General features: G+C 69.6%; 25 protein-coding genes. 14 read left to right on the top strand and 11 right to left on the bottom strand.

What is annotated here, in order from left to right; all coding sequences use genetic code 11:
• Positions 1 to 302: 302 nt before the first annotated feature.
• From AB0G10_RS06010 to AB0G10_RS05990, 5 genes are all read left to right on the top strand, one after another.
• Positions 303 to 1,055 carry an NUDIX domain-containing protein gene (locus AB0G10_RS06010; protein WP_360917161.1) on the top strand — a complete coding sequence of 251 codons (753 nt, stop codon included), beginning with the start codon at positions 303 to 305 and terminating at the stop codon, positions 1,053 to 1,055.
• Positions 1,052 to 1,966: a molecular chaperone DnaJ gene (locus AB0G10_RS06005; RefSeq protein WP_360917158.1), complete on the top strand. Its 915-nt coding sequence runs from the start codon at positions 1,052 to 1,054 to the stop codon at positions 1,964 to 1,966. Before AB0G10_RS06010 ends, AB0G10_RS06005 begins: the two co-directional genes overlap by 4 nt.
• A gap of 11 nt (positions 1,967 to 1,977) precedes the next feature.
• On the top strand, positions 1,978 to 2,937 hold the full coding sequence (locus AB0G10_RS06000; RefSeq protein ID WP_360917155.1) for a hypothetical protein: 960 nt from the start codon (positions 1,978 to 1,980) through the stop codon (positions 2,935 to 2,937).
• A 74-nt stretch (positions 2,938 to 3,011) separates the two neighbouring features.
• Positions 3,012 to 4,214 (top strand): adenylosuccinate synthetase, encoded by a 1,203-nt coding sequence (locus AB0G10_RS05995; RefSeq protein ID WP_360917152.1) that lies wholly within the window; start codon positions 3,012 to 3,014, stop codon positions 4,212 to 4,214.
• 174 nt (positions 4,215 to 4,388) lie between these two features.
• Positions 4,389 to 4,682 carry a DUF1540 domain-containing protein gene (locus tag AB0G10_RS05990; protein ID WP_360426075.1) on the top strand — a complete coding sequence of 98 codons (294 nt, stop codon included), beginning with the start codon at positions 4,389 to 4,391 and terminating at the stop codon, positions 4,680 to 4,682.
• A gap of 140 nt (positions 4,683 to 4,822) precedes the next feature.
• On the opposite strand, the gene AB0G10_RS05985 is transcribed toward AB0G10_RS05990, so the two are convergent.
• From AB0G10_RS05985 to AB0G10_RS05975, 3 genes are all read right to left on the bottom strand, one after another.
• The gene (locus AB0G10_RS05985; RefSeq protein ID WP_360917149.1) at positions 4,823 to 6,019 is read right to left on the bottom strand and encodes a hypothetical protein; all 1,197 of its coding nucleotides are present in this window, start codon (positions 6,017 to 6,019) and stop codon (positions 4,823 to 4,825) included.
• Positions 6,016 to 6,534, bottom strand: coding sequence for a SigE family RNA polymerase sigma factor (locus AB0G10_RS05980; RefSeq protein WP_360917145.1), 519 nt, complete (start codon positions 6,532 to 6,534; stop codon positions 6,016 to 6,018). The genes AB0G10_RS05985 and AB0G10_RS05980 overlap by 4 nt, the downstream gene beginning before the upstream one ends.
• 88 nt (positions 6,535 to 6,622) lie before the next feature.
• Positions 6,623 to 7,057 (bottom strand): nitroreductase family deazaflavin-dependent oxidoreductase, encoded by a 435-nt coding sequence (locus tag AB0G10_RS05975; RefSeq protein ID WP_360917142.1) that lies wholly within the window; start codon positions 7,055 to 7,057, stop codon positions 6,623 to 6,625.
• A gap of 124 nt (positions 7,058 to 7,181) precedes the next feature.
• Between AB0G10_RS05975 and AB0G10_RS05970 the strand changes: the two genes are divergently transcribed.
• The 7 genes from AB0G10_RS05970 (at position 7,182) to AB0G10_RS05940 (ending at position 11,693) form a co-directional block, all read left to right on the top strand.
• Complete coding sequence (locus AB0G10_RS05970) at positions 7,182 to 8,819, top strand: S8 family peptidase (protein ID WP_360917139.1); 1,638 nt, start codon at positions 7,182 to 7,184, stop codon at positions 8,817 to 8,819.
• 36 nt (positions 8,820 to 8,855) lie between these two features.
• Positions 8,856 to 9,455 (top strand): sulfite oxidase-like oxidoreductase, encoded by a 600-nt coding sequence (locus AB0G10_RS05965; RefSeq protein WP_360917136.1) that lies wholly within the window; start codon positions 8,856 to 8,858, stop codon positions 9,453 to 9,455.
• A gap of 9 nt (positions 9,456 to 9,464) precedes the next feature.
• Positions 9,465 to 10,190, top strand: coding sequence for a ferredoxin reductase (locus AB0G10_RS05960; RefSeq protein WP_360917133.1), 726 nt, complete (start codon positions 9,465 to 9,467; stop codon positions 10,188 to 10,190).
• A gap of 115 nt (positions 10,191 to 10,305) precedes the next feature.
• On the top strand, positions 10,306 to 10,569 hold the full coding sequence (locus tag AB0G10_RS05955; RefSeq protein WP_360917130.1) for a DUF6510 family protein: 264 nt from the start codon (positions 10,306 to 10,308) through the stop codon (positions 10,567 to 10,569).
• 41 nt (positions 10,570 to 10,610) lie between these two features.
• Entirely contained in the window at positions 10,611 to 11,072 is a 462-nt protein-coding gene (locus AB0G10_RS05950; RefSeq protein ID WP_360917127.1) for a hypothetical protein, read from the top strand.
• Positions 11,069 to 11,422 carry a hypothetical protein gene (locus AB0G10_RS05945; protein WP_360917124.1) on the top strand — a complete coding sequence of 118 codons (354 nt, stop codon included), beginning with the start codon at positions 11,069 to 11,071 and terminating at the stop codon, positions 11,420 to 11,422. Before AB0G10_RS05950 ends, AB0G10_RS05945 begins: the two co-directional genes overlap by 4 nt.
• A gap of 22 nt (positions 11,423 to 11,444) precedes the next feature.
• Complete coding sequence (locus tag AB0G10_RS05940) at positions 11,445 to 11,693, top strand: DUF6510 family protein (protein WP_360917970.1); 249 nt, start codon at positions 11,445 to 11,447, stop codon at positions 11,691 to 11,693.
• 72 nt (positions 11,694 to 11,765) lie between these two features.
• On the opposite strand, the gene AB0G10_RS05935 is transcribed toward AB0G10_RS05940, so the two are convergent.
• The 7 genes from AB0G10_RS05935 to AB0G10_RS05905 form a co-directional block, all read right to left on the bottom strand.
• Positions 11,766 to 12,080: a helix-turn-helix transcriptional regulator gene (locus AB0G10_RS05935; RefSeq protein WP_360917121.1), complete on the bottom strand. Its 315-nt coding sequence runs from the start codon at positions 12,078 to 12,080 to the stop codon at positions 11,766 to 11,768.
• Positions 12,077 to 12,472: a type II toxin-antitoxin system RelE/ParE family toxin gene (locus AB0G10_RS05930; RefSeq protein WP_360917118.1), complete on the bottom strand. Its 396-nt coding sequence runs from the start codon at positions 12,470 to 12,472 to the stop codon at positions 12,077 to 12,079. Before AB0G10_RS05930 ends, AB0G10_RS05935 begins: the two co-directional genes overlap by 4 nt.
• Positions 12,473 to 12,491: 19 nt before the next feature.
• On the bottom strand, positions 12,492 to 14,570 hold the full coding sequence (locus AB0G10_RS05925) for an alpha-galactosidase (protein ID WP_360917115.1): 2,079 nt from the start codon (positions 14,568 to 14,570) through the stop codon (positions 12,492 to 12,494).
• Positions 14,567 to 15,847 (bottom strand): extracellular solute-binding protein, encoded by a 1,281-nt coding sequence (locus tag AB0G10_RS05920; protein ID WP_360917113.1) that lies wholly within the window; start codon positions 15,845 to 15,847, stop codon positions 14,567 to 14,569. Before AB0G10_RS05920 ends, AB0G10_RS05925 begins: the two co-directional genes overlap by 4 nt.
• A gap of 83 nt (positions 15,848 to 15,930) precedes the next feature.
• Positions 15,931 to 16,755, bottom strand: coding sequence for a carbohydrate ABC transporter permease (locus AB0G10_RS05915; protein WP_360917110.1), 825 nt, complete (start codon positions 16,753 to 16,755; stop codon positions 15,931 to 15,933).
• Positions 16,752 to 17,621 (bottom strand): sugar ABC transporter permease, encoded by an 870-nt coding sequence (locus tag AB0G10_RS05910; protein ID WP_360917107.1) that lies wholly within the window; start codon positions 17,619 to 17,621, stop codon positions 16,752 to 16,754. The genes AB0G10_RS05915 and AB0G10_RS05910 overlap by 4 nt, the downstream gene beginning before the upstream one ends.
• The gene (locus AB0G10_RS05905; protein WP_360917104.1) at positions 17,614 to 19,581 is read right to left on the bottom strand and encodes a beta-galactosidase; all 1,968 of its coding nucleotides are present in this window, start codon (positions 19,579 to 19,581) and stop codon (positions 17,614 to 17,616) included. The genes AB0G10_RS05910 and AB0G10_RS05905 overlap by 8 nt, the downstream gene beginning before the upstream one ends.
• 133 nt (positions 19,582 to 19,714) lie before the next feature.
• Here AB0G10_RS05905 and AB0G10_RS05900 point away from each other — a divergent pair, with 133 nt between their 5' ends.
• Entirely contained in the window at positions 19,715 to 20,725 is a 1,011-nt protein-coding gene (locus AB0G10_RS05900; RefSeq protein ID WP_360917101.1) for a LacI family DNA-binding transcriptional regulator, read from the top strand.
• Positions 20,726 to 21,180: 455 nt separating this feature from the next.
• Here the strand turns inward: AB0G10_RS05900 and AB0G10_RS05895 are convergent, their stop codons facing one another.
• Positions 21,181 to 21,555 carry a hypothetical protein gene (locus AB0G10_RS05895; RefSeq protein WP_360917098.1) on the bottom strand — a complete coding sequence of 125 codons (375 nt, stop codon included), beginning with the start codon at positions 21,553 to 21,555 and terminating at the stop codon, positions 21,181 to 21,183.
• 241 nt (positions 21,556 to 21,796) lie between these two features.
• Between AB0G10_RS05895 and AB0G10_RS05890 the strand changes: the two genes are divergently transcribed.
• The gene (locus AB0G10_RS05890; protein ID WP_360917095.1) at positions 21,797 to 22,576 is read left to right on the top strand and encodes an SGNH/GDSL hydrolase family protein; all 780 of its coding nucleotides are present in this window, start codon (positions 21,797 to 21,799) and stop codon (positions 22,574 to 22,576) included.
• Positions 22,577 to 22,674: the final 98 nt, after the last annotated feature.

The following is a 22,674-nucleotide window of genomic DNA, read 5'->3' as shown; positions in this document are numbered from 1 at the left end:
AGTCCCGGCATAGATCCACCTCCGCCGGGTTGTTGCTAGGGACTTGCGCATGCGAGGTCCTCCTACGGGTCCCAGGGACCACGTCTAGGGATGGGTAGGGCCCGTGCGGCCTTCGCGGCGCAGGGCCATCTCGCAAGGGAGCGTATCGCCGGTTAAACCCGGAATTGTCTAGACTGATAAAGATAAGTGAATGGCCCTTTTTGTCCGACCGTAATCATCGACGTTGACAACCCGCCACACCCCGCGCTAACTTGTTCTCAGATCGAGTAAGACTCAGGGCGAGAACAACGCGGGAGGCGACCGTGGAGGACCAGGAGAGCTTTCTGGCGGGCTATGACCCCCGGAGATATCCGGCACTGGCGGTCACCGTGGATGTGGTCGCCCTGACGATCCGGGACGGCAAGCTGTGCGTCCTGCTCGTCGAGCGCGGCGCCCAGCCCTACGCCGGGCACCGGGCCCTTCCCGGCGGCTTCGTCAAGGAGGAGACGCTCGACGAGGCGGCGAAGCGGGAGCTCGCCGAGGAGACCGGGCTCGAACCCGGGCACGGCGACCTGGACCGGGTCCATCTGGAACAGCTGAAGACGTACGGCGACCCGGGCCGTGATCCCCGGATGCGGGTCGTGTCGGTCGCCTACCTCGCGTTCGCGCCGAGCCTGCCCGAGCCGACGGCCGGCAGCGACGCGGCGCGGGCGTTCTGGGTTCCGGTCGACGAGGCGAAGGATCTGGCGTTCGACCACGACGCCGTGCTGGCCGACGGGCTGGAGCGGGCCCGGTCGAAGCTGGAGTACACACCTCTCGCGACCGCGTTCGTCAACGAGGAGTTCACGGTCGGCGAGCTGCGCCAGGTCTACGCGAGCGTCTGGGGCGAGGATCTGCACGCCGGCAACTTCCACCGCAAGGTGCTGTCCGTGCCGGGCTTCGTGGAGAGCACCGGGACCACCACGTCGCGAGGGGGCGAACGTGGCGGTCCGAAGGCGAAGCTCTACCGGGCCGGCGACGCGCGGCTGCTGCACCCGGCGCTGCTCCGGCCCACCCGCGAGGACCGGGTCCGATGAGCACGCTGGTGGGGGCCGAGCGCCTGCACAGGATGACGTTCGAGGACGCGGTCGCGCGGATCACCCGGGCCCGCACAGCCCAGGATCTGCAGGAACGCACGTACCGGGAATGGGCCAAGATCGTCCACCCGGATGCCGCCGGCGCGCGACGGCGCGCAACCGCGACGGAGGCCTTCGCCAAGCTTTCCGCCCTCTATCAGAAAACCACGACTTATCAGCCCAAGCCGGTCTTCGCGAGTGGCGACATCGCCGAGATCTTCGCCGACGGCGCCGCCCTCCTGAAGGTCCCGCGCAACCCGGCGGACAACGACCTCATGGAGGCCGAGGCCGAGGCGCTGACCGCACTCCAGACGCGCGCGGATCCGCGGTTCAAGAACTACGCGCCCCGCCTGATCAACAGCTACCTCCACGAGGACCAGGAAAAACGTCGCCGGCGGGTGAACGTCCTGGAGCGACAGCGCGGCATGCTCCGGCTTGATCAGGCCGGGCGGCTGACGCTGGAGGACGCCGTCTGGATCTGGCGCCGGCTGCTGATCGGGCTCGGCTGGGCGCACCGCGCCGGCGTGATCCACGGCGCCGTCCTGGAGAGCCACATCCTGATCCACCCGGAGCGACGCGGTCTCGTGCTCCTCGACTGGTGCTATGCCGGTCATCGACCGAGGGCGATAGTGAAGGCAAGCGAGGCGGCCTATCCGCCGGAGGTGCTTCACGACAGGACCGCGAGCCCCGCCACCGACATCTACATGGCGACCGGCTTGATGACGAGGGTCATCGGCCCGTCCCGAATGCCCGAGCCGCTGCGGCGGTTCGCCGCGGGCTGCGGCTACGCCGCCCCGCGGATGCGCCCCCAGGACGCCTGGGAGCTGCTGGGTGAATTCGACGAGCTGATCCCCGAGAACTACCGGAACTGAAGGAGCATGTGATGGGAAGCGGACACTGGTCCACCGACGTCTACACCGCCGCGGCCAACTACCGCGCCGCCACCGGCAAGAGCGCCTTCGACTACAGCGACAGCGGCGCCCGGCACGCCCACCCCGACCTCGACCCGAACGGCGTCTTCATGCGCGAGTCCCGCGACTCGGAGGAGCACCCGTTCAGCACGCCGATCGCCGTCCTCTTCGACGTGACCGGCTCGATGGGCACCGTGCCACGCGTTCTCCAGACCAAGCTCCCCCAGCTGCTCGGACTGCTGACCCGGAAGAACTACGCGGTCGACCCGCAGATCATGTTCGGCGCCATCGGCGACGCGACCTGTGATCGGGCGCCGCTGCAGGTCGGCCAGTTCGAGTCGGACAACCGGATGGACGAACACCTCTCCCGGATCTACCTGGAGGGTGGCGGCGGCGGCCAGAAGCACGAGTCGTACGAGCTCGCCCTCTATTTCATGGCCCGGCACACGATCCTCGACTCGATGGTCAATCGCGGTCGCCGCGGCTACCTCTTCATCATCGGCGACGAGATGCCGTACCCGCGGGTCAAGCCGCGCGAGGTGCAGGCCGTCATCGGCGACACGATCAAGCAGCCGATCCCGATCGAGGAGATCCTCGACGAGCTGCGCCGCAAGTACGAGGTCTTCTACATCCTGCCGACCGCGGCCGGCTGGGGCGGCGACCGGGAGGTGCTGGCCCGCTGGCGCGAGCTGCTCGGCCAGAACGTGCTGGAGCTCGACGACCTGGACGCGGTCTGCGAGACGATCGCGCTGACGGTCGGCCTCGGCGAGGACGCCATCGACCTCGACGAGGGCATCGCCGACCTCGCGGACGTCGGGTCGGGGGCGGGCAGCTCGGTCGGCCGGGCGCTGGCGCCGCTGCAGCGGACCGCCGTGGTGCGCGGCGAGCAGTTCCAGATCAGCGGCGGCCCGGGCGGGAATCAGCGGCTGTGAATGATCAGCGGCGGCCCGGGCGGGAATCAGCGGCTGTGAATGATCAGCGGCGGCCCGGGCGGGAATCAGCGGCTGTGAATGATCACGTCGCCGTCGTCGATCTCGGTTACGGGGACGCCGGCAAGGGCACCGTCGTCGATGCGCTGTGCGCCAACACGCGTACCAGAGCGGTCTTGCGATTCAACGGCGGCGCCCAAGCGGCCCACAACGTGATCACCGAGGGCGGCAGGCACCACACGTTCGCCCAGTTCGGGTCGGGCACCCTGCGCGGCGTCCCGACCCACCTGACCCGCTTCATGATCGTCGACCCGCTCGCGCTGGCCTCCGAGGCCCGATCTCTGGGGAACCCGTTTCACCTGCTCACCGTGGATGCGGACGCGCTGCTCGCCACTCCGTGGCATCGCGCCGCGAATCGGCGGCGGGAGGTTGCGCGAGGTGCGGCGAGGCACGGTTCGTGCGGGATGGGCGTGGGCGAGACCCAGATGTACGCGCTGAAGCACGCCGACGCGCCGCGGGTGGCGGACGTGCTGGCGCCCGCCGTTCTGAGATCCAAGCTGACAGCGCTGGCAGAACGTCTCGGCATATCCGATATCTCGGTGGACGACGTCGTCGAGGCGTTCACCGCCTTCGGCGAAGCGGTCCGGATCGTCGGCGGCGAGCACACCGACCGGCTGCTCCGCGAGGGCCCGTGCGTCTTCGAGGGCGCCCAGGGCGTGCTCCTCGACGAGTGGCGCGGCTGGCACCCGTACACGACCTGGTCGACCACGACGTTCGCCAACGTCGCCGCACTCTGCCCGTCGTTCCGCCGGCTCGGCGTGGTCCGCACCTACACGACCCGGCACGGCGCCGGCCCGTTCGTCACCGAGGCGCCGGAGCTCGACCTGCCGGAGGCGCACAACGGCCGCGACGAGTGGCAGGGCGCGTTCCGGACCGGCCACTTCGACGCGGTGGCCCACCGCTACGCCGTCGAGGTCGCCGGCGGCGTGGACGCGCTCGCGGTCACCCACCTCGACGTGCCGGAGCGCTGCCCGGAGCTGAAGGTGTGCACCGCCTACCGCACGGACGGCGAGGTGTGGGATCGCATCGAGCCCGGCCCCGATCACGATCTGACATATCAGGAACGGCTGGGGGAAAGGCTGGAGAAGACGTCGCCGGCGACGCTGTATCGGCCTGAGAGCTTCCTGGAGGATATTTCTGAATTGCTGGGCGCACCCGTCGAGATCGAATCCCACGGCCCTCTCTCCAGCGACAAAAGAATTGCTACCCTGGCCAGGTAGGCGGCAAACATGCCCAGCTCAGAGCCGTAGGCAAGGCTTACCTAAATAGAATGAGGCTTGCCTTACCTAATGTAATGAACCTTTTACGGCAACATCATTTGTTGACTGGAATAGTCTCCGCGATCGGGGTTATGGTCTCTTCCGAGGCCATTGACGAACAGGGGAGTCGAAACCATGACGCAGATGATGAACATGCCGCGTGTCCAGACCTGCACGGTCGCCGAATGCGGCTACAACCACGACGGCTGTACGGCGTTCGCGATCACCATCGGCAGCCTGCAGACCGCCGAGTGCGACACCTTCATCGGTTCCGGCGAGAAGGGCGGCATGGGCGTCGCCACCGCCCAGGTCGGCGCCTGCAAGCGGGCCGACTGCACCTACAACGAGAACCTCGAGTGCCGCGCCCCGGCCATCACCGTCGGCGCCTCCGCCGACAAGGCCGACTGCCTCACCTACGCGCGCGCCTGACGCCGATCCGCCTCGAGACGGGCCCGCCACCTCTGCGGTGGCGGGCCTGCTTCGTCCGTCGTACCGATGAATACGTAACGCAGCGTATTGCTAACCCTCCATGTCCGAGGCGATCCTGAGCATCTCGGTTCAGTGGAAGGTCAGCACTGCCAGGTGGCCGGGAACTGCGGGGCCTTCGGGATCGTGCCGCCGGCGTCCCGGAGTTCCTGCCCCTCGGCGTCGGTGCGTTCGTCGACGACGTGGCCCACCACCAGGCCGGTGTCGGAGATGTCGTTGGCGTAGGCGACCTTCCGACCGCCGCCAGAGGGCATCCGGGTGGCCTTGCCGTTGCGGATCACCTGGCCTTCGCCGTCGGTGAGCCAGCCGGAGGCGTTGACGGACATGCCGGGGTTCTGGTCGCCCTTCGTCTGGGTCAGGTCGCCGGTGCGCAGGTTCCAGAGCGCCGCCGAGCCGGGCTCCCAGATGCCGCCGGTCACCCAGTCGCCGCTGATCGCGTACGCCGTTCCGGTGTGCCCGGACGGCACCCGGAGCTTCTGGCCCCTGCCCTGCCGGTCCCAGACGTACGGGGTGTGGGCCGAACCGTCCTGGTAGATGCCGCCCGCCATCCGGCCGTCGTCGAGGATGTCCACGACGTGGGCGCCCTCCGGCAGCGGCAGCCGCACCGCGTCGGTCGAGCCGGCCGGCCAGAGCAGCGCGATGACGCCCTCGCCGCCGCTGTTGCCCTGCGGCTCGGCGTTGATCACCACGTCGCCGGCCGCGTTGATCGCCGGTTCCGGGTACGGGTGCCACCGGCCCTTCGGCAGCTTCAGCTCGGTGTACCGGCCGCCGGCGAAACGGAAGACGGTGTCCCTGTTGTCCCGGGTGGCGAGGCCGACGACGACGCCCGCCGCGTTCACGGCGGTGGCCTGCACCGAGTCGGCGTTCAGCGGGAGCGCGACGGCCCGGCCGCCGGTCCAGAGCACCGGCCGGAAGTCCTGACCCTCGGTGCCGTTGCCGACGACGTACCGGCCGGTCGGGTCGACACCCTCGGCGACCGCGTTGTCGAGGCCCTCCGGGAACGGCAGCTTCGTCATCCGGCAGGCCACCGCCGCGGGCGACGGCGACGGGCTGCTCGAGGGGCGCTGAGCCGGCAACGGCGTGGCCGCGCTCGGCCGCAGCAGGACCGCCGGGACCGCGACCAGCACGCCGACGGCGAGCGCCGCGCCGGCCGCCGTCCGGGCCGCGTTGCGCCGGAACCGCTGCTTGCGGGCGGCCGGCAGCACCGCCTCCACCCGGATCCTGGTCGCGGGCACGGCGATCGCCTCCAGGCCCTCCCGCAGCCTCCGCTCGTCACTCACGCCTGCCACCCCGTTCCTCCGAGAGTCGTCGTCTCACCCAAGGTCACGCGCAGCGCGGTCAGGCCCCGCGAGCACTGACTCTTCACGTTGCCGGCCGAGCACCCGAGGGCCTCGGCGGTCGCTTCGACCGACAGGTCGCTGAAGTACCGCAGCACGATGACGGCGCGCTGCCCCTTCGGCAGCGCGCGCAGGGCGGTCATCAGCGAATCGCGTTCCTCGTACCCCGGGCCGGCTTCGATCGGCGTCTCCGGCACCCGGTCGCCGAGCAGGACCCGCGCCCACGGCCGGCGCCGTTCATCGAGGTAACGCCTCACCAGGATGCGGTGGACGTACGCATCGAGGTTGTCGGCCCGGACGGCCCGCCGCCATCCCAGATAGAGCGAGGCGAGCGTGGCCTGGACGATGTCGTCGGCCTGGAAGGTGTCCGCGCAGAGGAGATACGCCGCACGGTGCAGGCGCGGCAGGCGCCCGCTCACGTACTCGACGTACTCCCGTTCCCACTCCGGCTTTCCCATCACGCTCTACTGTCGCGCCCGGACGCCGGGAAGGTTGCACACGGGAAGAAGTCCGGCCGCGGAGGATCGCGGCCGGACTTGGAGGGTCTTACCGGCGGGTCAGGAGGAAGACCGGGATGAGGCGATCGGTCTTGGTCTGGTAGTCGGCGTACGGCGGGTAGGCGGCCACCGACCGCTCCCACCACAGCTCCCGCTCCTCCCCGGAGAGCTCGCGGGCCACGTAGTCGTGCTTGGCCTCGCCGTCCTGCAACTCGACGTGCGGGTTCTTGCGGATGTTGTAGACCCAGACCGGGTTCTTCGGCGCTCCGCCGAGGGAGCCGACGACCGCGTACTCCCCCTCGTGCTCGACCCGCATGAGCGGGGTCTTGCGCAGCGCGCCGGTCTTCGCCCCGATGGTGCTCAGGACGATGATCGGCATTCCCTGGATGTCGTTGGCCTCGGCGCCATTCGTCGCCTCGTACTTCTCGGCCTGATTGCGAGCCCAGTCAGAGGTGCTGGGCAGGTACTCACCCGTCAACGGCATGATCCCGACCCTACAACTCCCCGATCGCACCCCGCCGCTCCCCGCGACGCTCCCCCCGCACCGGACCGTGGGTCATGTGCCGGCCAGAAGGCCGGACGGAGCGAGAGCGGAAGGCGACAACCACGTGCGGTTCCTCACCGGCAGCCTGGTCATCTCCCTGACGGCCGGCCTGGCAGCGTTCGCGGCGCCCGGCATCTCCTACGCGGGCGTGCCCGCCACCGTCACCGAGGCGCAGCCCGCGCGCGTGGTCGGCACGACCGTCGACGCGCTGGGCCGCCCGGTCGTGACCGTGCACGAGGCGACCGACCGCGCCGAGGCCGCCGAGCTGCTCGCCGAGGTCCCGAACGCGCAGCTCGACGTGCCGGTCCGGGTACAGGGCTCGGACCCTCTCCGTTCCCAGCAGTGGGGCCTCGGCAAGGTCAAGGCGACGTCGGCCTGGTCGAAGTCCACCGGCGCCGGGGTGACCGTCGCGGTGATCGACACCGGGGTGGACGCCCGCCACCCGGACCTGGCCGGCAAGGTGCTGACCGGGTACGACGTGCTCAAGGGCATGGCCGGCGGCACCACCGACGGCAACGGGCACGGCACGCACGTGGCCGGCATCATCGGCGCGGTCACCGGCAACGGCGTCGGCGTCTCCGGTGTCGCGCCGGACGCGAAGATCCTGCCGATCCGGGTCTTCGACTCCACCGGCAGCGGCTACATGTCCGACGTGGCCGAGGCCGTGGTCTGGGCCGCCGACCACGGCGCCAACGTGATCAACATGTCGATCGGCTCGACCGCGAAGCTCGCGGCGCTCTCCGACGCGGTCACCTATGCCCGGAACTCCGGCGTCACCGTCGTGGCGGCCGCCGGCAACGAGCGGCAGGACGGCAACCCGACCAGCTACCCGGCCGCCGACGCCGGCGTCATCGCGGTCGCCGCGACCGACTCCGCCGACCGGTACGCGTCGTTCTCCAACTCCGGCAGCTACGTCGACGTGGCCGCGCCCGGCAGCGCGATCGTGAGCACCTACCCGACCGCGCTGACCGGCGGCGACTACGTCGCGATGAGCGGCACCTCGATGGCGGCGCCGCAGGTGGCCGGGATCGCCGCGCTGCTGGAGGCGTACCAGCCGTCGCTCACCCCGTACGCGATCGAGCAGGTCCTCAAGTCGTCGGCGGTGGACCTCGGCAAGGCCGGGTTCGACAACGACTACGGCTACGGCCGGGTCGACGCCGCGGCCGCGCTCGCCGCCGCCGGGCAGTTCGTCACGGCCAACGTCGGCGCGCGCACCGTCACGTACGGGACGAGGACGAGCACCACGTTCAAGGCCACCTCGGGCGGCAAGGCGCTGGCGAACGCCTCCGTGTCGGCGTGCTTCTCGGTGGCCGGCGGCGCGTGGAAGTGCGGCGCCGTGAAGACCACCTCGACCGGCACGTACACGGCGGTGCGGACCGCGGCCGCCTCGTACAAGGTCCGGCTCTTCCTCCCCTCGACCGGCGACTTCTCGGCCGCCGCGGCGACCGCCACCTACACGGTGAAGGCCAAGGTCACCGCGGTGCGCAGCAAGAAGGGCGTGCTCACCGTGAAGGTGGCCGGCGCGTCCGGCCAGAAGATGTCGGTGCAGCGCTACCAGGGCGGTAGGTGGAAGACCGTGAAGACGTACTCGACGATCGCGACCCGCAAGGTCTCCGGCCTGGCCGGCGGCGCGAAGTATCGCGTCGTGGTCGCCGGCACCAAGTCGGTGGCGGGCGTGACCAGCGGCACGGTCAAGGCCTGACCCCCTCCGGGACGTGAGTGCGGTTTACTTCTGGCCATGGGCATCATCTCCCGCGGCTTCGGCGGGCGGCGGCGTGAGTCGCTGCCCGGCCTGCCGCCCGGTCAGTACCTCACCCACGACTTCCCGGTGCTCTCCGCCGGGCCGACCCCGCGCGTCCCGCTGGACAGGTGGAAGTTCACCATCGCCACCGAGACCGGCGAGAAGCACACCTGGGACTGGAAGGAGTTCACCGCCCTTCCGGCCGAGGAGTTCACCGTCGACATCCACTGCGTGACCAAGTGGTCGAAGCTCGGCACCACGTGGAAGGGCGTCTCCCTCGACACCCTCTTCGAGGACGTCGAGTCGGCCGCCGACTACACGATGGCGCACAGCTACGGCGGCTACACCACGAACGTGCCGCTCGACGACCTGCTCGACGGCAAGGCCTGGATCGTGTACGAGTTCGACGGCGAGCCGCTGCACCCCGAGCACGGCGGGCCGGCCCGGCTGCTCGTACCGCACCTCTACTTCTGGAAGTCGGCGAAGTGGGTGAACGGCCTCCAGATGATCAACGAGGACGAGCCGGGCTTCTGGGAGGCCGGCGGCTACCACATGTACGGCGATCCGTGGCGTGAGCAGCGCTACCAGGGAGACTGACGCGTCCCCATGAAGAACCGGATCAGCTGGCGCGTCGCCACCGTCTCCTCGGCCCGCTGGGAGACCGGCTCGGCGCGCACCCTGGTGCTCGACGTCCCGGACTGGCCCGGCCACCTGGCCGGCCAGCACATCGACGTCCGGCTCACCGCCGAGGACGGCTACACGGCGCAGCGCTCCTACTCGATCGCCTCGGCCTGGCCCGGCTCCCTGGAGATCACCGTCCAGCGGCTCGAGGACGGTGAGGTGTCGCCGTACCTCACCGACGTGGTCGAGCCCGGCGACAAGATCGAGCTGCGCGGGCCGGTCGGCGGCTGGTTCGTCTGGCGCCCGGATCGGACCGCGCCGGTGCTGCTCATCGCGGGCGGCTCCGGCATCGTGCCGCTGATGTCCATGATCCGGGCCCGAGGCCTGGCTCGCGGGCGCCAGCCGTTCCGGCTGATCTATTCGGTGCGCACGCCGGAAGATGCCGCTTACGCCGATGAGCTGCGCCTTCGGGTACGGGAGGATCCCGGCCTCGACGTCCACTTCGTCTACACCCGCAAGGCTCCCGAGGGGGCCGGCACCCCGAAGCGCATCGACGTCGCCACCGTCAACTCGCACGGCTGGCCGCCCGACTTCCAGCCGGACTGCTACGTCTGCGGCCCGACCGGCTTCGTCGAGACGGCCGCCGACATCCTGGTGGCACTCGGCCACGACCCCAAGCTGATCCGCACCGAACGATTCGGGGGCGCCTGATGGAGCTCGACCTTTACGGAGACGCCTGATGGAGCTCGACCTTTACGGAGACGCCTGATGGAGCTCGACCTTTACGGAGACGCCTGATGGAGCTCGACCTTTACGGAGGCGCCTGATGGAGCTCGACGGCAACGCGCTGGCCGGCGACCTGAGCGACGTCTTCGCCGCCGACATGACCGGCGCCGTCTTCACCTGCGCCGGCTGCCACCACGCCGGCCCGGTCGCCACCCTGCGCGTCTGGGAGCCGGCGCCGGGCCTGGTGGGCCGCTGCCCGAACTGCACCGACGTGATCCTGCGCCTGGTCCGCACCCCGGACCGGGTCTTCCTCTGCCTGACCGGCGCCACCCGCCTGGAGATCCCCCTGGCCGGACTTCAATAGTAGTGTTGAAGTAGGGCTCGACCGTGACGTAGTGTTGTCTCGTGACTGCTGCCCCACTCGACTCAGTCCCGTTCTCGGAACTGCTGCGCCAGCCGGCCGAGACCGCCGAGCGCGCATTCCGAGCCCGGGCCGTGCGGCTGCGCCGGCGTGACGCGGCCGACCTCGTGCTGATGTCCGCCGACCGCGCCGAGGCGGAGGGTCAGGTCGTCGACATCACGACGCGTCTGCTGGCCGCGCTGAGCCGGCAGAATCCCGAGTTGGTCCGCGGTCTGCTGCCCACGGCCCTCCCGTGGGTGCGGTTCCTTCCGGAGCACGACCTCGACAAGTTCGCGGCCGACTTCGTCGCCGTCGCCGAGGCTGCCGCCGCGATGGGCAACACCGCCGCGATCTCTCAACTGCTGGTGGAGTGGCGGCACACCGCCGAGATCCATGCCGATCCCGAGCTGCATCAGGCCTTGACCAGCCGGCCGGCGGGTGACTTCGGTGTGGTGCCACGCCCATGACTCCGAAACGGGGAGACCGGGCGGCGCCGCCTCCACCACCGGATGGATACACGCTCAAGTTCGCCACCGGTGACGCCGCCAAGGGCTGGGAGGAGCTGTGCCGGGTGGCCGCCGCGAACATGCGCACTGCTTACCGGACGCTGGAGAGCAACCCGTGCCCCAACCCGGCGACACCCCGTCACCACCAGCTCAAAGGCAGCCTCTCCACCGACACCCACGGCGGCAGGTCCCTACCCCAGTGGCAGTACGAAGTAACCGGCGGCGGGCGCATCTGGTACCTCGTCGACCACGACACCCGTACCTGCTGGCTGAAGCTGGCCGGCACGGGCCACCCGAAAGCCACCGAGTGAACGAAGATCGGCCCGACGACCGATCCCCGCGGCAATTTCAGGCGATCTGGCGGAGGTCGTTGCCGCCGACATGACCGGCGCCGTCTTCACCTGCGCCGGCTGCAACCACTCCGGCCCGGTCGCCACCCTGCGCGTCTGGGAGCCGGCGCCGGGCCTGGTGGACCGCTGCCCGAACTGCACCGACGTGATCCTGCGCCTGGTCCGCACCCCGGACCGGGTCTTCCTCTGCCTGACCGGCGCCACCCGCCTGGAGATTCCCCTGGATTCCTGACCCAACATCCGAGACCTGAGTCAGCAGGCGATCGACCGCATCTGGAACTCAAGCCATGACCGGCAGACGCTGTCAGGCGATCTGCCGGAGGTCATTCCCGTAGTCGAAGATGATGCGCATCCGTGCTCCCAACGCCCGCGCGTAGCGGCTCAACGTCGCAACCTCGTTGGCGTCGAGGTCCCCGTTCTCGATCTGGCTCACGCGCCCGGGCGAGACACCCATCAGCTCAGCGACCTGCCGTTGTGTCAATCCCAGCCGCTTGCGTTCCTCGGCGAGGTGGTACGCGCTGATCCAGGCCTCGGTCCTCGCCCGTTCCGCGGCCAGGGCCTCATCATCCCCGTCGTGCAGCTCCGCACGGAGGTCTTCCCAATCGTGGAACTCGCTCACGAGTCCTCCCTCCGCTTTCGCTCTCCGGCCAGCCAGGTCTCGTAAGCGCCCTCGGCGATCGGGATCGCCGTCTTGTACCACCGGTCCCAGTTGCCGGCCTTGTTTCCGGCCACCAGCAGGACCGCCTGCGACCACGGGTCGAAGACGAACAGCACCCTGATCGCGACGTCCCGGCCCGAGCGCGGCCGCAACTCCTTGAGGTTACCGATGCTCGACCCCTGCAAGGTGTCGACCATCGGGCGACCCAGCCCGGGGCCGATTTCGGCGAGCATCTCGATAGCGACGTTCACCGATCGGAAGACCTCCGGATCCGACTGGCGCAGCTCCCTCAACCAGGACCGCACGTCAGCCGTGGTCCTGATGGACCAACGGCGGGGCGCGTCCGGTGACATTGTCCGACTATAGCTCCGACTAAACATTGACCTCCAGGAGAAGAGCCTGCTCCGGCGCCAGCAAGGGCACCGGCAGCCCCACCTCCGACAGCACCCGGCCCGGCAGCTTCGCCGCACCGGCGGTGAGCCAGGCGGGTGGGGCGTCCTGGACGACCTTCGGCGGGGTGCCGAGCGGGCGGACCGTGTAGAGGCGGTCCGGGTCGAGGCCGGGCAGGCGCATCGGCGGGGGTAGGGCGGCTCGCGGGGAACCCGTCGCCACCAGGGCGTAGACCGCCGCGGAACGGTCCTGGGCCACGACGCCGTGGAGGTGGAGGGCCGGGTCGGGGGCGTCGGCGCGGACGACGCGGCCGGTGTGCAGCAGGGGACGCAGGCGCTTGTGGAGCGCTACCCATTCGGCGATCAGGGCGTGCTCGGCGGGTGAGGCCTTCGTCAGGTTCCATTCGATGCCGGCGCTGCCGAACAGGGCCGTGGCCAGCCGGAGGCCGAGCGCCGAGGAACGGCCGGTGACGTGCGCCGTGGCGTCGCCGAGGTGACCGCCCAGGTATTCCGGCGGGATCAGGACGCCGGTCCAGCGCTGGATGCTCTGCCGGTCCAGCGGGTCGTTGGTGTCCGAGGTCCAGAACCGGTCGACCAGTTCGAGGATGCCCAGGTCGATCCGGGCGCCGCCGGAGGCGCAGCTCTCGATCTCCACGTGCGGGAACCGGGCGCGCAGGGTGCCGAGGAGCCGGTAGAGGGCGCGGGTCTGCCGGTGCGCGGCGCCGGCAGTCAGCAGATCCCGGTTGTGGTCCCACTTGAGGAAGGCGATCGGATATTCGGTGAGCAGCGCGGACAGGCGATCGCGCACGTGGTCGAAGGCGGCCGGCACGCTCAGGTCGAGGACCCGCTGCCAGCGCCAGGTCAGCGCGTCCGGGCCGCCCAGGATCCAGGACGGGTGGGCGCGCGCCAGATCGGAGTCCAGGCTGATCATCTCGGGTTCGACCCAGAGGCCGAACTCCATGCCGGCCGCGGTCACCCGGGAGATCAGGGGGTGCAGGCCGTCCGGCCAGACCGCCGGGTCGACGGTCCAGTCGCCGAGGGCGCGCCTGTCGTCGCGGCGGCCGGTGAACCAGCCGTCGTCCAGCACGAAACGCTCGACGCCGGCCGCGGAGGCCGCGTCGACGAGGTCGTTCAGCACCGCGAGGTCGTGGTCGAAGTAGACCGCCTCCCAGGTGTTCAGGACAACCGGGCGCGGCAGCCGCACCGGCGACAGCGAGCGGATCCACGGGTGCAGGCGGTCGGAGAGGCCGTCGATGCCGGTCTCCGAGAACGCCGCCACCAGCCAGGGCGTCTCGTAGGAGAGGCCGGGCGCGAGCCGGACCTCGCCGGGGGCGAGCAGTTCGCCACCGCCGAGCGCGCCGGGGCCGAGGGCCGAGCGCTCCGCCCAGATCGACTTGTCGCCGCTCCACGCCAGGTGCACGGCCCAGACCCGGCCGCGCCGGAAACCGAACCCGGGCTCGCCGGCCATCAGCAGGAACGCGTCGTCGTGCCCGGGACGGCCGTGCCGGCTCTCCCGGCTCCAGACGCCGTGCCGCAGCGGCGCGCGCTGGGGTTGCCGCTCGTGCGCCCACAGGCCGGTGAAGTCGAGGAGTTCGGCCGCGTCCTCCGGGATCGGGAGCTGGACGCCGAGGCCGGCCAGGTCGAAGTCGGTGTCGCCGCGGTTCTCCAGCCGGTGCCGCACGCGGAGCACCCCCTGCGCTGACAGCTCCAGCTCCGTGGTCAGCTCCAGCGTCGTATCCGTGCTCTCCGCCCGTACGATCGCACTCGGATTTTGATCTTGAACCTCGACCAGGCGGAAAGCCGGCGCCGGAACGCCCTGCCGGTGGCCTTCCAGGGAAGGCCTTCCACTCCAGCCCTCCGCGGGTCCGGGCAGGAGAGAGAAGCGCAAGGGTACGTCGACCGAGCTGGGCGGAACGGCCGGAACAGCGGCCTCGGCCATCGCGGTCAGCGTGGCGTCGCCGAGTTCGCCCAGGTCGGAGCCCCAGTGCAGGATCGCGGGAACGGCACCGCGGGCGTCGAGCACGAGGCTGACGCCCGCGGAGCGCAGGTGGAGCACGGTCACTCGGCGACCGGGATCGACTGGGACTTCAGGTTCTCGATGGTGGTCTGCTGAGCCTTCGTCAGCGCGTCGGTCAGCGTGCCGCTACCGGAGACGGCGGCCTTGAAGCCGTCCGACGCCGAGGCGTAGGTGGAGGTCATCGTCGGTCCCCAGACGAAGTCGGCGGCGACCTGGGTGGAGGCCTGCGCGAACACATCGTAGATCGCCTGGCCGCCGTAGAAGTCCACTCCCTGCTTCAGGGCCGGGAGCGACGCGCCGGCCTTGGTCGCCGGGTAGAGCTGCGCCTCCTTGTTGAGCAGGGTCAGCGCCTCCTCGGAGGTGTTCAGCCAGAGAGCGAACTTGGCCGCCTCGTACGGGTGCTTCGAGCCCTTGAAGACAGCGGTGGCCGAGCCGCCCCAGTTGCCGGCCACGTTCGCGCCGGAGGTCCACTGCGGCATCGGGGCGACCGCCCACTTGCCGGAGGTGTCCGGCGCGCCCGACATGATCGAGTTGGCGCCCCACACCGCGGACACCCACGTCCACGCCTTGCTGGTGTTGTAGGCGTTGTCCCACTCGGTGGTCCACGGCGGCACCGCCGAGACCAGCTTCTTGTCGATCAGGCCCTGCCAGTAGTTCGCGACCTCGGTGGTCTTCGCGTCGGTCATGCTGACGGTCCACTTGGAGCCGTCGTTGGCGAACCAGCGGCCGCCGGCCTGCCAGGCCAGACCCGCGAACTGGTTGATGTCGCTCTGCGAGAAGTTGGTGATGTAGCCACCGGCCGCCTTCACCTTCTCGGCCGCGGCGGCGTACTCCTCCCAGGTGGCCGGCACCGGGATGTTGTTCTTCTCGAACAGGTCCTTGCGGTAGAAGAGGGCCATCGGGCCGGCGTCCTGCGGGATGCCGTAGACCGAGTTCTCCTCACCGAAGGTGACCTGGCCCCAGGTCCAGTCCACGAACTGGTCCTTCGCGGCGGTGACCTCGCTGCAGCCGGCCAGGTTCTCCAGGCCGTCCTGCACCCGGAAGCTGGGCAGCGCGTCGTACTCGATGTGACCGAGGTCGGGCGCGTTGCCGGCCTTCAGCTGGTTGAAGAAGTTCTGGTAGGTGCCGCCGTTGCCGTTCGGGCCGGTCTGCACCTTGACCTGGATGTTCGGGTTGGCGTCGTTCCAGACCTTCACCACGTTCTCGATCCCGGGGATCCAGGTGGTGTAGTTCAGGGTGACCGGGCCGGACGAGGGTGCGCAGCTCGCGGCGCCGGCGGCCGTGGTGGCTTCGTCGTCGCCGCCGGAGGAACAGGCAGTCAAGGCAAGTGCTGAGGTCAGCACAACGCCGAGAAAGCGCTTCTTCATCGTCGTTTCTCGCTTTCCGGATGGGTGAGAGGGGTTTGTTACTTGATGGCGCCCGAGCCGAGGCCGTTGCGCCAGAAGCGCTGGAGAAGCAGGAAGGCGATCACCAGCGGGACGATCGAGACGAGCGCGCCGGTCAGCACCAGCATCCGGAGCTCGGGGTGCTGGTTGACCTGGGTGTTCCAGGTGTAGAGGCCGAGAGTGACCGGGAAGAGCCGCTCGTTGCCGAGCATGATCAGCGGGAGCAGGAAGTTGTTCCAGACCGCGACGAAGTGGAACAGGAAGATCGTCACGAGGGCCGGGAACATCAGCTTCGCGCTGACCGTGAAGAACGTGCGGACCTCGCCGGAGCCGTCCAGCCGGGCCGCTTCGAGCAGCTCGTCCGGCACGCTCGCGGTCGCGTAGATCCGGGCCAGGTAGACGCCGAACGGGTTGACCAGGCTCGGCAGGAAGACCGACCAGAAGGTGTTCGTCGCATTGAACTGGCTGAAGATCAGGAAGAGCGGCAGGGCGAGCGCGGTGGCCGGCACCAGGACGCCGCTCAGCACCACGTTGAAGATCGCCTCCCGGCCCGGGAAGCGGTACTTCGCCAGCGCGTAGCCGCACATCGCGGCGAGCACCGTGCCGAGCAGGGCCGCGCCGCCGGTGTAGACGACGCTGTTGCCGAGCCAGCGGAGGAAGACCCCGTCCCGGTACGAGAACAGCTCACCGAGGTTGTCGATCAGCTTGAAGTCGGCGAACCACAGTGGGTTCGTGCTGCTGAACTCGCCGCGCGACTTCGACGCCGCGACCAGCAGCCACCAGATCGGGACCAGGAAGTAGAGGGTGCAGGCGCCCATGACCAGCATGGGAAGGCTCTTCTTCACTTGTCGCCTCCACGCTGGGTCACCTTGAGGAAGGCGAAGGAGAGCACGCAGGTGGCGAGCGCGAGGACCACCGAGAACGCCGCCGCCAGGTTGAAGTTCGGGATCGAGGAGGTCGAGTAGACCGTCAGGTTCGGGGTGTAGGTGCTGGTCACCGCGGAGCTGAAGGTCCGGAACACGGCCGGCTCGGCGAGCAGCTGGAGCGTTCCGATGATCGAGAAGACGGTGGTCAGCACGATCGCCGGCATCACCAGCGGGATCTTGATGGAGATCGCGGTGCGGATCGCGCCGGCGCCGTCGAGCTTCGCGGCCTCGTACACCTCCTGCGGGATCGCCAGCAGCGAGGAGTAGATGATCAGCATGTTGTAGCCGACGTAGACCCAGGTCACGACGTTCGCCATGGCCCAGAGCACGAGGTCGGCGCTGAGCAGGTCCCAGGCGCTCGTGATGCTCTGGAACGGCGACAGGTTCGGCGAGTAGAGGAAGCCCCACATGATCGCCGCGACCACGCCGGGCACCGCGTACGGGACGAAGAAGGCGAGCCGGAAGAACCGCCGCCCGCGGACCAGGCCGGAGTCCAGCAGCAGCGCCAGGACCAGGGCCAGGCCGAGCATGACCGGGACCTGGACGACGCCGAAGAGCAGCACCCGGCCGATCGACTCCCAGAACGGGCCGTTCTCGAAGACGCGCAGGTACTGGTCCAGCCCGCCGAAGACCTCGCGGGCCGGGCCGAACGTGCCGGTGCGCTCGACCTTGTAGAGCGACTGCTTGATCGCGTACAGGATCGGGGCGAGGTAGAAGGCCGCGAAGAGCAGGCCGAACGGGAGGATGAAGAAGAGCAGTGCGCCGAGGGGCCGCTTCCTAGTCATTCCGCTCCTCCCTGATCACCGCTGTCTGGCCGGGGCCGACGTGGCTCACCGTCGTTCCGGACACGAGGTCATAACCGGAAATATCCACTCTTGTCGTCCCGTGGTTGATCACGAAGAGGTACGAGCATTTCTCGCCGGTGCGCCGGACCACCTCGACGTCGCCGTTCGACTCCGGGCCGGCCGGCGTCACACCGGCCTCCCGCACGACACTGCGGACGAGTTCCCGCAGGCCTCGCGGGTCGAGCTCGGTCGCGGCGTACCAGGCCTTGCCGTTCCGGGTGATAGCCGGAACGCCGGGCAGCGGGCCGTCGACGTAGGTCGCGATCACCTGAGCCGTCGTGGTGCGCAGGCGCTCGGTCCAGAGCGTGCCGTTCGCGCCGTTGCTGAGGCTCACCTCGTGGCCGGGCTTGAGCGGCGCGAACTCCTCGCCGTGGATGCCGAGCACGTCCTTGAACGCCCCCGGGTAGCCGCCGAGCCGGATCCGGTCCCGCTCGTCGACGATCCCGGAGAAGAAGGTGACCAGGACGCTGCCGCCATTTCCGACATAGTGGTTCATGTTCTCGGCCGCTTCATCGCTGATCATGTAGAGGCACGGGATGACGACGAGCTTGTACTTCTCCACATCGGCATCCGGCGCGACGATGTCGACCGTGACGCCCAGCTCGCGCAGCGCGCGGTGGGCGCGGTGCACCTGGTCGAGGTAGGTCACCGCCTGCGACGGCCGGGCCTCGCCCTCGGCCGCCCACCAGGACTCCCAGCTGAACAGCAGCGCGACGTCCGACTCGACGACGGTGCCGGCCACCTCGCCGATCCGGTCCAGGGTCTCGGAGAGGCGCAGCACCTCCCGCCAGGCGACCGTGTCGGTGCCGGCGTGCGGCAGCAGGGCCGAGTGGAACTTCTCGGCGCCCTGGGCCGACGCCCGCCACTGGAAGAAGCAGAGCGAGTCGGCGCCGCGGGCCACGTGGGTGAGCGAGTTGCGGAGCATCTCGCCGGGCGCCTTGGTGAGGTTGTGCGGCTGCCAGTTGACCGCGCCGGCCGCCTGCTCCATGAGCATCCACGGCCGGCCGCCGGCCAGGCCGCGGGTCAGGTCGGCGGCGAAGGACAGCTCCGCGACCGGGTCGCCGAGGCGGTGGTCGAGGTAGTGGTCGTTCGCCACGACGTCCATCTCCGGCGCCCAGGACCAGTAGTCGAGGTTGCGGATGTGGGCGGTGACCATGAAGTTCGTGGTGACCTCGACGTCCGAGTGGCGGCGCAGGATCTCCGCCTCGCCCCGGTAGTAGTTCAGCAGCTCGTCGGAGCTGAACCGGTGGAAGTCGACGATCTGGGCCGGGTTGCGCAGCGACAGCGCGAGCCGCGGCGGCTGCACCTCGGACCAGTCGCCGTAGCGCTGGCTCCAGAACGACGTGCCCCAGGCCTCGTTCAGCGTCTCGATCTTGCGGTAGCGCTCGCGCAGCCAGCCCCGGAACGCCTCGGCGCTCGCCTCGCAGTAGCAGAGCGCGTTGTGGCAGCCCAGCTCGTTGGAGACGTGCCAGAGCGCCACGGCCGGGTGGTCGCCGTACCGCTGGGCGACCTGCTCGACCAGCGCGAACGCCTTCTCCCGGAAAATCGGCGAGCTGGGGCACCAGGCCTGCCGGCCGCCCGGGAAGCGGATCGTCCCGTCGGCCGCGGCCGGCAGGATCTCCGGGTGCAGCGTGCTCAGCCACGGCGGCGGCGAGCTGGTGCCGGTGCCGAGGTTGACCTTGATGCCGTTGTCGTGCAGCAGGCCGATGACCTCGTCGAGGTCGTCGAAGTGGTACCGGCCGGGGCTCGGTTCCAGGTTCGACCAGCCGAAGATGTTGACGGCCACCAGGTCGACGCCGGCCTGACGCATCAGCGCGACGTCCTCACGCCAGACGTCGGGCGACCACTGCTCCGGGTTGTAGTCACAGCCGAGGCTGATCCCGGGTATCCGCTTGAACATAAAACTCCTGGTCACAGGTGTGTGCACGTGCACACATTTCCGCGGACCTAAGGGTCCGTTACGGATGTGTGAACGTGCACACAGTAGGACTGGCCTGGCACTCGGTCAATAGCTGCGGCGCTACATTGATCGCATGCGGCCTCAGAAGCGCGCCACGGTCCACGACATCGCTGCGGCCGCCGGCGTTTCCCGCGGCACCGTGAGCCGCGTGCTGAACGGCGGATACGTCTCCGCCGAGGCACGCGCGGCGATCGAGGCCGCCATCCTCGAGGTCGGCTACGTGCCGAACAACGCCGCCCGCACGCTGAAGATGCGCCGCTCGCAGGCGGTCGCCTTCGTCGCACTGGAGCCGCATTCGCTCTTCCTCGACGACCCGAACATCGGCTCGATCATGCTCGGCGCCAACGCCGCGCTCTCCCTCGCCGACCACCAGATGGTCAGCCTGGTGGTGGAGTCCGCCCGGGACACCGAGCGGGTCGCCCGGTACCTCAGCGGGGGCTTCGTCGACGGCGCCATCGTCGTGTCGGCCCGGACCCGGGACCCGATCATCAAGGTAATCTCCGGCCTCGGCCTTCCGGCGGCTTTCGTGGGCCATCCACCCGATCTGAGCGACAGCATCCCCTTCGTCGGGATAGACAACATCAGCTCCGCCTCCGCCATCACGTCCCGCCTCGTCGAAGCCGGCCGCCGCCGCATCGGCATGATCGCGGCGGCGCTGGACCGGGATTCCGGAATAGACCGATTGACCGGTTTCAAAACCGCTTTGGGTACGTCGTTCGACGCCGCCCTCGTCGCCGATGTGCCGCACTACGACTACGGTTCCGGCGTGAAAGGCATGCGTCTCCTGCTCGAACGCGACCCCGCCATCGACGGCGTCTTCGCGGCCTCGGACGCCATAGCGGCGGGCGCTCTCGAAGCGCTCCGCGAGGCGGGCCGGAGCGTCCCCGGAGATGTCGGCGTGGTCGGTTTCGACGACAGCACGTGGGCGGTCCGGTGCCAGCCGCAGTTGTCGACGGTGCATCAGCCGGCCAAGGAGCTGGGGACGGTGGCGGCTCAGCTGGTTCTGCGGCAGCTGCGCGGGGAGCAGGTGGAGCAGGGCGGGCAGCTGTTGCCCACGCCGATCGTCTGGCGGGACTCGGCCTGACCCGCGGCGCGGGGTCTGAGCTTGGTGCCTGGGCCGGGCTGGATTCCCAGGTAGGGGCCGCGCGACACCAGGCCGTGGCGCCACTCGCCGCCCGTCGCTGGTCGCGGCCTGATCCCCAGACGGGGGCCCGCGCGACACCAGGCCGTAGCGCCACTCGCCGCCTGCCGCTAGTCACGGCCTGATCCCCAGGCGAGGCCCGCGCGACACCAGGCCGTAGCGCCACTCGTCGCCCGTCGCTGGTCACGGCCGTGGCGCGGCCCGCCCGTGAGCCATGCCGTTGCGCGCGTTCCGGAGGGCGGCTGCACGCTATGGCTGTCGCGGCCGGCGTGTCGCAGCCATGAGATACAGCCGGACGAACCCGGCTGCACGCTATGGCTGTCGCGGCCGGCGTGTCGCAGCCATGAGGTACAGCCGGACGAACCCGGCTGCAGGGGCCGAGGGGCGCGCGGGTGGCGTCAGCCTCGGAAGCTGGAACGCAGGCGGTCGGCGAGGCTGGGGGGCGGCGGGGGCGGGACCGGGCGGCGGTTGGCGGCCGGGGCGGAGCGGCCTATCGGGCGGTCATAATCGGTCGCCGCTATCGCTTCGATCGTCTGGGCCTCGGTGAACTGGTCGGAGCCGGGAATCGACTCGACGAAGCCGACCAGGACGCCGTTGCGCATCACCTGGGCCTGGAGCCCCGCGGCGCCGGCCTCCCACTCGGCCTCGCGGCCGTCGGCGAGGACGACGCGGATGCCGTAGCCGGAGCCGCCGGCGCGGGGCAGCCGGACGTGGGCGAAGACGTTGCGGTCCCGCAGTGTCTGGACCATGCGGCGGGCCCGGTTCTCTTCCATGAACGAAACCGTAGCCCGCGGATCTGAAGACACGCTGAAGATCCCCTCGACCGGGGACGGCCGGGAATCACGCACGGCGCATGTAACATGACTGGCGGCCATAACCCCTGGTCACATCGACGCATGTTACTACCTCGTAACACGAATGTCACTGGATTCCTTTTCGCGAGACCTTGACTTACTGTTCGGTAACCGAAGCGCTTCGGCCCCTGAATCCCCACGCGGATATTGGAGGCCTTCGATGAGAATGGCACCCGTCCTCGCCACTGCGATCTCGTCGGCCCTGTTGAGCCTCGCCCTCGCCGCCCCCGCCCAGGCGGCGTCCGTCGACTATGTCGCCCTCGGCGACTCCTACTCGTCCGGCGTCGGCGCGCCCGGGCAGTCCGGCACGTGCCTGCGCAGCAACAACAGCTACGCGGCCAAGTGGGCCGCGCAGAACTCGCCGACGTCCTTCCAGTTCCTGGCGTGCGGCGGCGCCGTCACCGACGACATCGTGAAGACCCAGGTCCCGGCCATGAAAAGCGGCGCCGACCTGATCAGCATCACGATCGGCGGCAACGACGCCGGCTTCGCGCCGACCGTCATCACCTGTCTCACCTCGAGCGACTCGGCGTGCGCCGCGAAGGTGGCGTCGGGCAAGACGTACGTCGCGAACACCCTGCCCGGAAAGCTGGACGCGGCGTACAACGCGATCAAGGCCAAGGCGCCGGGCGCGCGCGTGGTCGTCCTGTCGTACCCATTGATCTTCGACACCTCGACGGTGATCTGCGAGATGAGCCTCGCCAAGCGCCGGTCGATCAACAGCGGCGCGGTCGCCCTCGATGAAATGATCAAGAGTCGGGCCGAGGCGGCCGGGTTCGTCTACTCCGAGGTGCGTGACGAGTTCACCGGGCACGGCGCCTGCTCGTCGCGGCCCTACCTGAACGGGCTCACCGTGATCCCGCCGCAGAACAGCTATCACCCCAACACCAACGGCTATGCGTACGGATACCTGCCCGCATTCACCGGAAGCGCCTCCTGAACCAAGGCGCCGACTGAACCAAGGCGCCGACTGAGCCACTGCTACCCACGGACAACCTCCGGGGACCGTCACGGCCTCCGGAGGTTGCCAGGATTCTG

Source organism: Actinoplanes sp. NPDC023714 (genome assembly GCF_040639855.1).
Lineage (GTDB): Bacteria > Actinomycetota > Actinomycetes > Mycobacteriales > Micromonosporaceae > Actinoplanes.
The sequence above is the reverse complement of the archived record's forward strand: the minus strand, read 5'-3'. Positions and strand labels throughout refer to the sequence as shown.